General features: G+C 62.2%; 14 protein-coding genes. 10 read left to right on the top strand and 4 right to left on the bottom strand.

Going from position 1 to position 13,486, the window contains the following annotated elements; translation table 11 throughout:
* Positions 1-112: 112 nt before the first annotated feature.
* Positions 113-2,647 (top strand): TonB-dependent receptor, encoded by a 2,535-nt coding sequence (locus M2333_RS15505; protein WP_264573772.1) that lies wholly within the window; start codon positions 113-115, stop codon positions 2,645-2,647.
* A 188-nt stretch (positions 2,648-2,835) separates the two neighbouring features.
* Positions 2,836-3,642, top strand: coding sequence for an IclR family transcriptional regulator C-terminal domain-containing protein (locus tag M2333_RS15500; RefSeq protein WP_264593774.1), 807 nt, complete (start codon positions 2,836-2,838; stop codon positions 3,640-3,642).
* A gap of 20 nt (positions 3,643-3,662) precedes the next feature.
* Here M2333_RS15500 and M2333_RS15495 read toward each other — a convergent pair whose 3' ends face one another.
* Together M2333_RS15495 and M2333_RS15490 are read right to left on the bottom strand one after the other, a co-directional pair.
* The gene (locus M2333_RS15495; protein ID WP_264580007.1) at positions 3,663-4,049 is read right to left on the bottom strand and encodes a VOC family protein; all 387 of its coding nucleotides are present in this window, start codon (positions 4,047-4,049) and stop codon (positions 3,663-3,665) included.
* Complete coding sequence (locus M2333_RS15490) at positions 4,049-4,900, bottom strand: TauD/TfdA dioxygenase family protein (protein WP_264612341.1); 852 nt, start codon at positions 4,898-4,900, stop codon at positions 4,049-4,051. Before M2333_RS15490 ends, M2333_RS15495 begins: the two co-directional genes overlap by 1 nt.
* Positions 4,901-5,226: 326 nt before the next feature.
* Between M2333_RS15490 and M2333_RS15485 the strand changes: the two genes are divergently transcribed.
* Positions 5,227-6,228: an alpha/beta hydrolase gene (locus M2333_RS15485; RefSeq protein ID WP_264612340.1), complete on the top strand. Its 1,002-nt coding sequence runs from the start codon at positions 5,227-5,229 to the stop codon at positions 6,226-6,228.
* A gap of 26 nt (positions 6,229-6,254) precedes the next feature.
* Here the strand turns inward: M2333_RS15485 and M2333_RS15480 are convergent, their stop codons facing one another.
* Positions 6,255-6,962 (bottom strand): glutathione S-transferase N-terminal domain-containing protein, encoded by a 708-nt coding sequence (locus M2333_RS15480; RefSeq protein WP_264612339.1) that lies wholly within the window; start codon positions 6,960-6,962, stop codon positions 6,255-6,257.
* Between the two features lie 12 nt (positions 6,963-6,974).
* Positions 6,975-7,919 (bottom strand): 2-hydroxyacid dehydrogenase, encoded by a 945-nt coding sequence (locus M2333_RS15475; protein WP_264612338.1) that lies wholly within the window; start codon positions 7,917-7,919, stop codon positions 6,975-6,977.
* A 100-nt stretch (positions 7,920-8,019) separates the two neighbouring features.
* On the opposite strand from M2333_RS15475, the gene M2333_RS15470 reads away from it, so the two are divergent.
* From M2333_RS15470 to M2333_RS15440, 7 genes are read left to right on the top strand one after another with little or no spacing between them, the layout of a single operon-like run.
* Entirely contained in the window at positions 8,020-8,895 is an 876-nt protein-coding gene (locus tag M2333_RS15470; RefSeq protein WP_264612337.1) for an amidohydrolase family protein, read from the top strand.
* Between the two features lie 56 nt (positions 8,896-8,951).
* Positions 8,952-9,818 carry a fumarate hydratase gene (locus M2333_RS15465; protein WP_264612336.1) on the top strand — a complete coding sequence of 289 codons (867 nt, stop codon included), beginning with the start codon at positions 8,952-8,954 and terminating at the stop codon, positions 9,816-9,818.
* Positions 9,818-10,444: a fumarate hydratase C-terminal domain-containing protein gene (locus M2333_RS15460; RefSeq protein ID WP_264612335.1), complete on the top strand. Its 627-nt coding sequence runs from the start codon at positions 9,818-9,820 to the stop codon at positions 10,442-10,444. Before M2333_RS15465 ends, M2333_RS15460 begins: the two co-directional genes overlap by 1 nt.
* Positions 10,445-10,448: 4 nt before the next feature.
* Positions 10,449-11,102: a flavin reductase family protein gene (locus M2333_RS15455; RefSeq protein ID WP_264585857.1), complete on the top strand. Its 654-nt coding sequence runs from the start codon at positions 10,449-10,451 to the stop codon at positions 11,100-11,102.
* An 11-nt stretch (positions 11,103-11,113) separates the two neighbouring features.
* The gene (locus M2333_RS15450; protein WP_264612334.1) at positions 11,114-11,950 is read left to right on the top strand and encodes a hypothetical protein; all 837 of its coding nucleotides are present in this window, start codon (positions 11,114-11,116) and stop codon (positions 11,948-11,950) included.
* Positions 11,947-12,669, top strand: coding sequence for an HpcH/HpaI aldolase family protein (locus M2333_RS15445; protein ID WP_264573783.1), 723 nt, complete (start codon positions 11,947-11,949; stop codon positions 12,667-12,669). The genes M2333_RS15450 and M2333_RS15445 overlap by 4 nt, the downstream gene beginning before the upstream one ends.
* 12 nt (positions 12,670-12,681) lie before the next feature.
* Complete coding sequence (locus M2333_RS15440; protein WP_264612333.1) at positions 12,682-13,458, top strand: GntR family transcriptional regulator; 777 nt, start codon at positions 12,682-12,684, stop codon at positions 13,456-13,458.
* Positions 13,459-13,486: the final 28 nt, after the last annotated feature.

Raw genomic sequence — 13,486 nt, 5'->3', positions numbered from 1 at the left:
CGAAAATGCGCGCTAGATCGCTAACCGGAAAAATATCCGGAAATATGGCGAGCATCGCGAGGGGCGACGAGAGGGTCTCCATCTCGCTAGAATTCGCCCGAGGGAGACTGAGATGAAAAACCTGGAATTGGCAACCATAAGCTCGGCAGCGCTGGTTCTCGCTTTGTTAGCAGGGCCGGCAAGCGCACAGGTTGGATCGGCATCGGCGGCCCCGCAAGCGACGCCACAGGACAGCCGGGCAGGCGGCCTTGAGGACATCGTGGTTACCGCCACGCGCCAGTCGACGAATTTGCAGGATACGCCGATCGCCATCACCGCGGTCACGGCCGAGGCGATCGAGCAGAAGGGCATCACCAGTGTCGGCGAACTGACCGCTGTGGTTCCCAACACGCAATTCCGGAAGTCACAAGGTGCATTCGGGCCCGGTATCGACGCGACAATCCGGGGGATCGGCAATCGGGACACGAGCCTCGCCAGCGAGCCTGTCGTCGCTTTCTATCTCGACGACGTCTATTTCCCGACGCTGCTCGGGTCGAACTTCGATCTTCTGGATATCGAGCATATCGAGGTGCTCCGGGGTCCGCAGGGCACCCTGTTTGGGCGGAATTCGCTCGCCGGCGCCGTCAACATCATCAGCAAGCAGCCCTCCACCAGCGATGTTTATGGGCGTATTCAGATCACAGCCGGCTCCTATGACCGCATGGACTTCCGCGGCTCGCTAAATCTGCCGTTGAACGAGCAGCTCGCCCTCTCCGTTTCCGCGCTCTCGAAGAAGCGGACGGGCTATCAGAAGATCCTCGATTTCACCTGCGAGATGCGCGCGCGCGGCACGCCTGCGCTATCGGGCTCCTTGCCTTATGCCTCGACCCTCAACATGCCGACCGCCGGGTTCACGCCCAAGGATTGCGTCGTCGGCCATCAGGGCGGCGAAGATGTGCAGGCCTACCGGGGGTCCTTGCTCTGGAAGCCGTCCGAGGATCTGCGGTTCACGGTGACGGGCGACTATATCCGCGATACGAGCGAGAATAACGCCGATAGCATCGTCGGGATCATCAACAACCGGGTGTCCGGGACGGTCGTGTCCGCCGCCAACACCTTGGGTCTGGCCTATGACACCCGCTTCCTGACGGGCGATCCCTACAGCACCTATGCCAGCTTCAGCGATCCCATCGCCGCAGGCACGGTCATCCCGGGCAACACATTCTATAATGGCTTGCGGATCAATGGTGTGGCCGTACGCGGCGGCGCCAGCTTTTCGCCGTTCATCGACCTCAAGAACTGGGGCGTCTCAGCCAAGATGAGCTGGGACATCAATCCCGACATTAATTTCCTCGCGGTGGTCGCCCATCGTGAGATGGTCGAGACCCATTCCTATGACGATGATGGCTCGCCGCTCAATGTGGTGTTGCGGTCCAATACCTTCTCGGAGGAATATTGGACGGCCGAAGCGCGCCTGTCCGGCAAGTCATCGTTCATCGACTGGGTCGTGGGCGGCTTCTACTTCACGGCCGATGGCTCGCAGCACGCCGCCTTCATCTCGCCCCAGAGCTCGTTCCAGCGGCTCATCGATTCTGAGTTCAACCCAACCAGCAAGGCGGTCTTCGCCAACGCCACGATCCGGCCATTTGGTGAAGCGCTCAGCTTCGTGGGCGGCCTGCGCTATTCAGACGACAAGAAGGTCGTCGACTTTTATAACGTCCTCGACACCTCGCCCAGCGCCAGCGACACGGTCTTTTACGTCGTTCCGCAGCAGACGCGGTTCGACTGGAAGGCCGGCGTCAATTATCAGCTGGCATCGAACGCGCTCATCTATGTGTCCGCTGCGACCGGCAACTCGCTTCCCGGCTTCGATCCGCGCCCGCAACAGCCCTCGCAGATCGCGCAATATGATGGCAATGACGACATCGCCTACGAAATCGGCGCCAAGCTCGATCTCTTCGATCGTCGGGTGCGCCTGAATCTCGCGGCCTTCTATACCGACTTCAAGAACCGCCCGACTTCGATTTCAGGATCCGAGGCCCTGCTGGACGCAAATGGTCAGCCCGTGCCCGGAAATCGCACGCTCGTCCCACTCGCGGGAGGCCCTGCGGGGTCGACCACCTGCGGTGCGGTCGTGGCGGCAGGCACCGGGATTACCTGCCTCGGACGGACCTACTATCGCAATCAGGCTGCAAAAATCCGCGGCTTTGAAGCCGAGTATACCATCAATCCTGTCGATGGCCTGCTCATCAATGGCTCGGTGGGGTACACCAAGCTGACGGCGCCGGACATTCGGGAGCGCGCAGTCAACCGGCGGCAGAATTCGCCGTTCTGGACGGCGAATGCGGGCGTGCAGTACACGGCGGAGCTTCCGTCACTGGCCGGATCGATCACGCCCCGGGTGGACTGGATCTATGAATCGAGCCAGGTGGTGTCCGGCACGTCGACCACCTTTGATAACCTTATGCCGGCGCGTTCGGTCTTCAATGCCCGCCTGACCTACGACAACGACGAATATGACTTCTCGATCGCCGTTGGAGCCACGAACCTGTTCGACAAGGTTTATTATTATAACGTGTTCGACTCCCAGGCGTTGGGCGCGGCCTACACCAACGCGCAGCCGGCGGCGCCACGCCAGTTCTACCTGACTGTGGAGAAGAGCTTCTAATAATGCGCTGAGCCGAGCATTCGGCTTGCCCCAAAGCAACACAGGGCTGTCGGCTGGCGCCGGCGGCCCTGTCTGCTTCCGGCTCTGTCCGCCATGCAGGATCGGCTAAGGGCGTCAGCTTGATTCTGACCGCCAGCCGTGGAAAGCAGAGCAGCATCATTCCCCGCGAAAAAGTCGGAATATTGAACATGGCCAAATCGAAAACGCAGACTGGGGAGCAGGAGGGCGTGCGCGCGGTGGATGACGACTTCATTCCCTCGCTGGAAAAAGGGCTAGCCGTCCTGGAGTTGTTCGGATCGGACAATCCTGACTGGACCTTGAGTCAGATTGCACGGGAGCTCAAGCTCACGCCGGGAACCACCCGCCGTATTCTGCGGACCCTGGAGAAGCTGGGCTATGCCGTTGCCGACGAGGGGCGTTTCTGCCTTACCCCCCGGGTTCTCAAACTCGGCTTTTCCTATCTCTCGTCGCAGCCATTCGCCGCCATCGCGAAACCGCTTCTAACCCAGCTTGCGCGCAGGCTGAATGCGACGTGCTGCATCACGGTGCTGGACGAGCGGGATGTGGTCTACATCGCGCGGGGCACGCATAAGCCGATCGAGCCCTTTTACGTGCATGTCGGCGCGCGACTACCGGCCTATGCGACGGCGCCCGGCAAGGTCCTGCTCGCCGGATTGGCGCCGGACGTCTTGGACGAGCGCCTGATAGGCTGGGACTTCCAATCCTTCACGCCTAACACCCTTTCGAGTGCCGCAGCGCTGAAGGCCGATGTGAAAGAGGCGCGGAGCAAAGGCTATGCCTTGAACGATCAGGAGATCTTCCTCGGCCAACGCTCCATTGCCGTCCCCCTGTCGCTGGGCGGGGTTCAGGCGGCTTCGATTGTCGCAGCCGCCTCGGTCAGCAGTGCGTCCCTGGATCGGCTGGTGGCCGATCTGCTTGGCCCATTGCAGGAGGCTGCGATCGAGATCGAACAGGCGGCGTCTTCGCTGCTCTGAGGGCAGCTGCACCGGCGCAACTAATCCTTCCAGGAAGCTTTCCAGGTCGCGCAGACTTTGTTGCCGTCAGGATCACGCAGATAGGCGATATATGGCTGGCCGTAACTGCCCGGCCGCGTGCCAGGCGCGCCATCGTCTACCCCTCCATTGGCCAACCCGGCACGATGAAACGCATCGACATGTTCCGGGCTTGGCGCCCGAAAGCCGATCGTGCCGCCGTTCGCGAAGGTTGCCGGATCGCCATTGCGGGGCGCCCTGACGGCGAAGCCCTGCTCGCCGCAGCGATAAGAAAGCAGGGGCGCGTCCGGGGCGGCGGCATTGGCATGCCCCAGTGCCCCCATCACGGCATCGTAAAACTGCCGCGCTCTCTCCAGGTCGTTCGTTCCGACAAAGATGTGATTGAACATCATGGCTGGGACACGCAGGCCGCTGCTGTGCACCCCGCCCGATCGAGGCGAATGCCCGAAACGGAGACCCGCTGCATGACCCGCCGCTCGCCGTGATAATCATTGACGGCATAGTGCAGGACTTGGAGATTGTCCCAGAACGCTACCGTTCCCGGGCGCCACTTGAGACGGACCTGATATTCCGGTCGTTCGCACTTCTGGAACAGATATTGGAGCAAGGGCGCGCTCTCTTCCTGTGTCCATCCCTCAAAGTGGGTCGTGTAGCCGCGGTTGACGAACAGGGATTTACGGCCGGTGATCGGATGCCGGATAACCACGGGATGGGTCGCCTTCACGATCTTCGCCTTGGCGCCTGCATATTGGGGCAGCAGGGACATCGACGTGATGACCCGCTCGTTATTATGCTCTGCGAGCATCGTTTCGAGCTGGGTCTTCATGCCCTCTGAGAGATCATCATAAGCGGCAGCGAGGCTCGCAAACACCGTGTCGCCGCCGGCTGACGGCAGCACCTTCGCCGCGAGGATAGAGCCCCAGGACGGAACCTCGTTGAATGTCTGGTCGGCATGCCAGCCGCCGCCCACATTCTTGAGTTGCTGCTCTTCCTTCTCGATCATGGTGATCTGCGCATCCGCCACCGGCGCGCGCTTTGCGCCCGGCAAGGTAAAGCGGCCTGCAAATGCGCGTTGCCGGTCGGCGCTGAGATCCTGATCGCGGAAAAAGATGACGCCATTCTCGGCGAGAGCTTTTGTGATCTGCTCGATCGTCCGGTCATCAAGATCCTTGGAAATATCTACATTGCCAATTTCGGCGCCGATAAGACCGTTGATCCGCGTGACTGAAATGTCGTCCAAATTTCCTCTCCGAACCCCGCGATGCATCGCTCTTGTCTGGGCGGATGCCTGTTCAAGACGCCGCTGGGACGCTCCTGAAACCTGCCCGCGCCGCAATAAGCCGGAAAATATTCCGGATTCACAAATTGCATGGCTTTGGCTGCGGCGCAAGCCATCCTCCGGCCTTGAGAAGCGGAAATTTCTCCGGTAGCATCTGCGGATCAATGGATGATGCAAGACCGGCGGTGGGAAACTGCCTCCGCGCCCTGCGAGCCTCCTGACATTCTTCATCTGCCTTTCTGGGGAAGACCGAATCCATGAGAAGATCACTGCGCCGATTGCTAACGTTGGCGAGCATCGGCAGCTTGTGCGTCGCCGCGAGTCCGTTCAAGGCAACTCCGGCATTCGCTGCGCCCATCGTCCTTGAGCGGCAAGGTTCGTTTTCGGTCGGAGGTGCGCTGCTGGGTGACGCCGCATCGGGACATCTGTCGTGCGATCACGGTTTCGTGGAATATCAGATCCCCCGGCGGGCGCGGAAGACAGCGCTGCTGCTGTGGCACAGTTCCAGCGTGGCCGTGTGGCAAAACCGGTGGGATGGCGGCGAAGGCTTCCAGAGCATCTTTCTGCGCCGCGGTTTCCCGGTCTACCTCTGGGATGGCCCGCGCGTTGGCCGCGCGAACTGGGGCTGCGAGAACTATACCTACAAGGCAGTGCCCGGCCGAGATGAGGGGAATTTCAAGGCCTGGCGCCTGGGGGAAGCCTACCCCAACTGGTTCCCGGGCATCCAGTTCCCCAAGGACGACCCGCAAGCCTGGGATCAGGCAATGCGCGCGCGGTACGATGAGTTCGACACTGTGCCGAACGCCCAATTGCAGAGCGCGGCAGCGGCAAAGGCGGTCGACCGAATTGGCCCGACGGTGCTTGTCACCAATTCCGGCGGCGGGTTCAGAGCCTTTATGACCGCGCTCGAGAGTGACAATGTCAAAGGCATCGTCGCTTACGAGCCGCCCGGGTTCGTGTTTCCTGAAGGGGAAGGCCCGCCGGCCGGAAAGGGACCGTTCGGCCCGGTCAAGGTGTCCGCCGAGCAATTCAAACGGCTCACGCGCATTCCGATCCAGATCGTGTTCGGCGACCACATTGCGCAGTCGACGAACTGGAGTGCGGCCTATCGCGCGGCGACGACCTTTGTAGCGATCGTCAACGCCCATGGCGGCAAGGCGGAAATCCTGTCCTTGCCGGCCGCCGGCCTCTCGGGGAACACCCACCTCCCCTTTGCGGACCTCAATAATGTGGCCGTGGCCGACCTCCTCTCGGCCTTCCTTCACCGGCACGGGCTGGACGAGCGCTGACCACCGCCGTCGCCGGAAAGCCAGACTTAGGACGGGCGCGGCGGCATGGTCAGCCCGCGCTGAACTGCCGGCCGCGCCAGTCCTTGTTCGAGCCATCGCGCGACGTGGGGCGTTGATCCGAAGTCAACCAACTCTGCCGCGTCGAACAGGCCGACAATATTGCGGATCCATCCGAGCAGCGAGATGTCGACGATCGAATAGTCCTTGCCAAGAAACCACTCCCGATCTTTGAGCCGCGTGTTCATGACGCTGAGTAGCCGAGCCGTTTCCGCCGCGTACCGGTCTCTGGGTCGCTTGTCCTGCCAGTCCTTGCCCGCGAATTTGTGGAAAAAACCCAGCTGGCCGACCATCGGACCAACGCCCCCGACCTGGAACATCAGCCACTGCAGCGCTTCCCAGCGACCGGATGCATCGGTAGGCATGAACTGCCCGGTCTTCTCCGCAAGGTAGAGCAGAATGGCACCGGACTCGAACAGAGCGATCGGGGCTCCTCCCGGGCCGGAGGGATCGACGATGGCCGGAATCTTCCCGTTCGGGCTGATCGAGAGAAACTCCGGGCTCTTTTGCTCGTCCGTCGAAAAGGCGACGAGATGCGCTTCGTAAGGCAGCCCCGTCTCTTCAAGCATGATAGAGACCTTCACGCCATTGGGCGTGGGGACGGAGTAGAACTGAATCCGATCGGGATGCTCGGCCGGCCACCGCCGGGTGATTTCCATCTCAGACAGGCTGGGCATCGCAATTCTCCGCTATGTTGGGGCATGGGAAGCTTCAACGCTCGAAAAGTAGGTTCTTGCCGCGTCCATCAGGTGATCGATGACCGCCTGCCGCGCTTCGAATGTGAAGCTTGCGGCGTGCGGCGTCAGGATCACATTCTCGAGCCGAGCCAGGCGCGGATCGAAGTCCGGCTCCTTGTCGAACACATCGAGCGCCGCGCCGGCGATGGTGCGATCTTGCAGGGCGTCGATCAATGCCTCCTCATCGATCACAGCACCGCGCGCGATGTTGACGACGATGCCTTGGGGGCCAAGCGCGTCCAGGACCTCGCGGGTGACCATGCGCCGCGTCTGATCCGTCACCGCGCAGGCCAGCACCAGAATGTCGCAAGCGGCAGCGAGCGCGGTTACGTCGGAATGATAAGTGTAGGCGCAATCCGCGACCGGGGCGCGCGCATGGTAATCGACAGACATGCCCAGGCTGGCACATTTCTCGGCGAGCCTCCGTCCGATCCGACCCAGCCCGACAATGCCGACCCGCCGGGCGCTCACGCGACGGCCATTCATGAAGCGGTTCTCCGCCCAACGTCCGCTACGCATGAACCGGTCCGCCGCGACGATGTTGCGCTCGGCGGCGTAGATGAGCCCGAGTGCAAAATCGGCGACATCCTCCGTGAACTGGTCTGGCGTGTGCGCGAGGACGATCTGGCGCGCGGCCAGCGCCTCGACGTCGATATTGTCCAGACCAGCGCCGAGGGAGAGCACCAATCCTAAATCCGGCAGCGCTTCCAGAAGGCCCGAGGGAATGCCAAGGACCGCCCGCGTGGCCACAGCGCGCACAGTCGATGGAATTGCCGTGACGGGCTGCGAATTCGCGCCTTCGAGCGGGACGGGGATCAACCGAAAATCGCGTTCGAGCGCGGTTCGCAGGTCTGCGGGCAGCTCGGCGATGACAGCAATTTCGGGCAGGTCGTTCACGTTCGCTCCTTCTGGCTGACTTGCATGACCTAAAGAATTAGGTCAATAGCGCTAACCCGGCCGTCGTCCGACGGTAAAAAGTACGTCAGGAGGCAGAAGCGTGACCAGCAACTCCGGAATGTCCGGCGACGGTCGTCCTCCGCACATCCTGCCGGCCGGCGCCTGGGATTGCCACACCCATGTTTTCGGGCCGCGTCCGCACTTTCCGCTCGCACCAGGCGGCGCTTACGAGCCTCCGTCCGCCGACCGCGACCTGCATCTTGCGACGCTCGACCGGCTGGGGTTCGATCACGCGCTTCTCATCCAGCCCTCCCTCTATGGCGACGATCATAGCGCCCTGTTGGATGCTTTGCGCCACGGCCAGGGCCGGCTGCTGGGAGTCGGTTCCGTCAGCGCGACGATCGACCGAGATAGACTTGCGGCATTAAGAGACGCAGGCCTCGTCGCCCTTCGCTTTGTCGGCGTGCCGGGGCCGGACGGCGGCCCTTATCCGGGGACGCAAGGCTTTGATCAGCTTGAGGATCTGCGCAGCAATATGCGCACTCTCGGGCTTCATGCCCATGTGTGGGGAAGTCTGGAGCAATGCGCTGATCTGGCGCTTGGCGACGCTGGGAGCGATATGCCGCTGGTGTTCGATCACCTCGCCGGTCTGTCCCCGGATGACCGTCCGGGCACCTATCGCTTCGACCGGCTGCTGGAGGCCATCGCCACCGGCTTGGCCTGGGTCAAGCTGACCTATTTTCGGCGGTCGGCACTGCCGGGCGCCTATAGCGACATGCAGCCGGTCGTATCCGCACTTGTAGACGCGGCACCCCACCGGGTGATCTGGGGGTCGGACTGGCCCTTTGTACGGACCGCTCAGGTGCCCGACCCCTCCGCCCTGCTCAATCAGCTCCGGTCCTGGGTGGGAGAAGAGGCTTTCCGTCGCTGCCTTTCAGACAATCCTGCCGCCCTTCTCGGCATGAAAATGCCTTGACCGTGCCGATCGCGACTCCTAGAACTAAAACCTAGTTATATGGGTATTCTCTTGTCATGATTACCGAGGATCTGGTGCAGGAGATATCGGAATCCCTCTACTCCGCCGCATTGCGGAGGGTTCCGCCGGATACGATCCAGGCGCTGGAAGCAGCACGGGAAAATGAAGCGCAGGACAGCGCCAGGGCAACGCTCGATCTCATGGTGCGGAGCGCGCGCTTGGCAGAGGCGAGAGACACATTCGTCTGCTCGGACAGTGGTGTGCCGACCTATTTCGTCGAAATCGGCGGGGCGGCACAGTGGCAGGGCGACCTCAAGGCCGCCATTTCCCGCGGCTTCGACCATCTTGTCGAGACCATTTCACCGCCCCTTCTCAAACACGTCAATAATCCCCTCACGAACGAGCGCGGCGGGCCCGGCAAGGACATGCCCGCCATTACCGTCGATCTGCTCGGCAATGCCGATTATATCGACATCACCTGTGTGCCCAAGGCGCTCGGGTCCGGACGCTGGGCATCCTTGCGCACGATGATCTCGCCTTCGCTGGAGGACATCGAAGCCTGCGTGCTGGATGCCATCATCGAAGCGGGGTCTCAGCATTGCCCCCCCGTCGTTGTTGGCGTGGGAATTGGCGGAAATTTCGACCTGACGGCCAAGCTCGCCAATCGCGCGACCTATCGTGAGATCGGCTCTCTCAACCCCAATCCAACGCTCGCGGCCATGGAAGAGCGGCTGACTGAGGCGGCCAATGCAACGGGTTTCGGCCCGATGGGGGTTGGCGGCAGCACCACCGCTCTTGCCGTCCACATCGATTACGCTTTCGGTCATGGCTACACGCCGGTCGCGGTCTGCTTCAATTGCTGGATCAACCGGCGGGCGAAGGCGCGGCTCCATAGCGATGGCCGCGTGGAACGACTGCTCTGATGGCGGTCGTCTCGATCACATGCCCGCCTTCCCGGGAAGCGGTGGCCGCGCTCAATGTTGGCGATCTGGTCTTTTTGAGCGGCGACATCGTCGTCACCGGCGGCCTGCCGGCCCACAAGCGGATGATCGACTGTCTTGATCGCGGCTTGCCACTGCCGCTCGCGATAGAAGGTGTTTTCATCCATCTCCCGCACATGATCGAGGCGCGGCCCGACGGCGGTTATGATGTGCAGTACGTCAATCCCACGACCAGCCGCCGCTTCGATGCCTTTATGCCGCAGCTTATCCGGGATCTGGACCTGCGCATTGTTGGCGGCAAGGGCGGCCTGGGCGCCGATGTCGCCAAGGTCATGGCGGAGACAGGCTGCGTCTACCTGTCGCTGCTTGGCGGCGGGAGCCCGATCCTGTCCGAAGCGATCAAAGCGGTTCTCGCCGTCGAATGGCGCGATTTTCCATCGCATTTCAGGCTGAGCAAGATGAGGGTCGAAAATCTCGGCCCTCTCACCGTCGGCATCGATGCCCGGGGCCGCTCCATTTACCAGTCTCTTGAAGATCAGGCGCGCAGTCGCCTGCCCGCAATCATGCAGACGCTCAAGCAGCGTCGCGTAGCAGCCGAAAGATCGTAATAACATGGCCAACATCCAGCCCCTCTTTTTCGATCCGAAGGACAGCGCGTCGTTCAAACGCGGTATCTTCAATGCCATCGTGGCCCCCAGGCCCATCGGCTGGCTGAGCACGGTCGACGAGCACGGCAAGTCCAATCTGGCGCCCTTCTCCTATTTCAATATCGTCTCGAACCTGCCGCCCATCCTCATGTTCTCCTGCAACACGCCGGAAGATCGGCCGGCCAAGGACACGTTGGCGAACGTTAGGAAAACCGGCGAGTTCGTCTTCAATCTCGTTGCTGCCAGTCAGCTCGAAGCGATGAACGATACCTCCTCGCCGGTGCCTTACGGCGTCGACGAATTCGAGCATTTCGGGATCGAAAAAGCGCCCTGCCGGGTCGTCGCCGCGCCCCGCGTTGCCGCCTCGCCCTGCAGCTTGGAATGCCGGGTCATCAAGGTGATCTCGTTCGGCGGCGGCGATCTGGGCCCGGAGACGAATGTCACGTTCGGCGAGGTGGTGGGGATGCATATTGCGCCCGGCTATCTGCACGAAGACGGGCATTTCGACACGCTCGCCGCCCGTCCGGTGTCGCGACTGGGCGGCGCCGAATATGCGGTGACGCAGGAGAGCTTCGAACTGACGCGCAAATTCAAGCGCGCCAATGAAGCAACCTATTGAGGGCCGAACACATGAACAAGCCAGTGCGAACGCCCATGCTCGTGGACCTGATGCCCGCTCCTGCCGATGAGCTTGGCCGCACCGCTGCCAGAGCGCAGAATTTCTCCATCGAGCGGGTCCAAAGCGGGCCCGCCGCATCGCATCGCTTCGCTTCGGAGCGGGAGATCATCCTGCTTCTTCCGCATGCCGGGGGAACGCTGAGCGGAGATCGGGCCATCGCGCTGCCCGGCCATAGCGTGGTCATCATCCCGGCCGGCGCCTATGCCTTCGCGTTGGACCGGCCCGCGGCCTTCTATCTTCTCGCGACCCATCGTGAGCAGGCCGACATGGCGATGCCCCGCAATGCCGACGCCTATGCTTCGCATGACGCGCGGGTGCGTCCCGTGGGCAAGGCTTATGAGCGCATCGCGCATGGGGGGGATGTCCGCATTCACCGGATCGAGGATGTGACCATTCCGCCCGACAATGGCAGGCTGCGTTTCCTTCAAAGCGAAACCATGAGCATCAACTGGGTCGAATATGACGGGCTGCGGGACAATAGCGCGCTAAGCCCCCATGCCCATGCCGATCTGGAGCAGGCAAGCCTGGCCATCGAAGGCCAGTTCACCCACCATCTGCGGACCCCTTGGGGCCGCGATGCGCGGCTCTGGCAGGAGGATCAGCATCTGCATGCCGGCCCTGCCAGCGTGGTCGTCATTCCGCCCGAGATCATCCACACCACGGAGGGCGTGGGGGATGGCAAGCATGTGCTGGTCGACGTGTTCGCACCCCCTCGCGCCGACTTCATTGCGAAGGGCTGGGTGTTCAACGCGCACGAATATCAGGCCCAGGCGGAGCCTGCGGCATGAGCCGGGAAGCGCCTCGCGGGCTGTTCATCAAGACTCCGGCGCCCCAGATTGTCGAAATCCTGGCACTGGAGAAGCCGGATTTCGCGGTGATCGATGCGGAGCATGGCCCTTTTGACCGGGGCATGCTCGATCTCATGATGCTGGCAGGACGGGCGGCGCAGTTGCCCTTATTGGTCCGGGTTGCCGACGCCCAGAGCAGCTCGATCTGCAGCGCTCTGGATCTTGGGGCCGCCGGGATCATGGTTCCCCATGTCGCATCGGTGGAGATGGCACGCGCCGTGGTCGCGAGCGCCCGCTACAAGGGCGGCAAAAGAGGCTATTCGAGCGCGCCGCGCCACGCAAATTACGGCTCGGGCTCGATGCGCGACGTCATCGATGCCGCGGACGATGTCCTTGTTCTGGTGCAAATCGAACATCCGGACGCGGCACATGAGGCGAAAGCGATTCTGGAGCTTGAGGGCGTCGACGGGATCGTAATCGGTCGGGCGGACCTCGCCGTCGCCTTGGGCGAAAGCGACGCCTCCTCCCCTGCTGTCGAAGCGATCGTGACCTCGATTTTTCAGGCCGTGGCAGACAGCGAAAAGATCAAGGGCGTCGTCGTCTCCAGCGAGGCGGAGCGCCGTTACTTCTCGGACATGGGTGCCAATTGGTATATCATGGGGAGCGATCAAAGCCTTTTACGGAAGGCAGCCCGGCAGCTAATGGCGGACTCTTTGTAACGGAGACAGGCTGTGAGCACGCATTCAACCCGGTCCAATCCGAAAGGCCCCGGTGGCCGGCCCGCAGGAGCCGCCGATCTCGGCAGCCGGGGCATCGCGCGCTATCATCAACTCGCGGCCGTCTTCCGCCGCCATATCGAGACGGGCGTGTGGGAAGTCGGCAGCCAGATACCGACCGTCGTTGAGCTGGCCCTGTCCTATGATGTGGCGCGGGAGACGGTCCGGCAGGCCCTCGGCATGCTGGCAGATGAAGGTCTGATCCGCCGATACCGCGCCAAAGGCACGTTCGTCACCGGCGCACCGCGCGATCAGATCTGGTGCCAGTTGGAGACGAACTTCCTCGGCCTGCTCCAGGCGCGCGAAGGCGCACAGATCGAATTGATCGGTGAAGAACGCAAGGTCGGCATCACGGGAACAATCGAGTTTGGCGTTGCCGATGGGGCCTATCGCAAGCTGAGCCGCCGGCACTGGCGCGATGACCAGCCCTATATGATCGCCGAGGTCTTCATTTCCGAGCGCTGGGCAAACAAGATTCCGCGCGCGGCGTTTACAAGCAAAACGGCGTTGAAGTTGGTCGCCGACATCGATGGCCTCGCCATTGCCGATGTGGAGCAGATCATGACCATCGGCGTGGCGGATCTCGACGCGTCGGTTTCCCTCCAGATCCCGCTCAACGCCCCTGTCGCGCAGATCGAGCGCTATGTGGTCGATGCGGACGGCATTCTCGTTCTGTTTGCGCGGAACACCTATCGAGGGGACGTCGTTCGCCTCAACATCAAGTCCAAATAGGCTTGAAACGGTCATTTCGTGGCCATTT

Origin of the sequence: Sphingobium sp. B11D3B (assembly GCF_025961735.1) — a bacterium.
In the GTDB taxonomy this organism is placed as follows: Bacteria; Pseudomonadota; Alphaproteobacteria; order Sphingomonadales; family Sphingomonadaceae; genus Sphingobium.
This window is presented reverse-complemented; position numbering and strand designations above follow the sequence as displayed.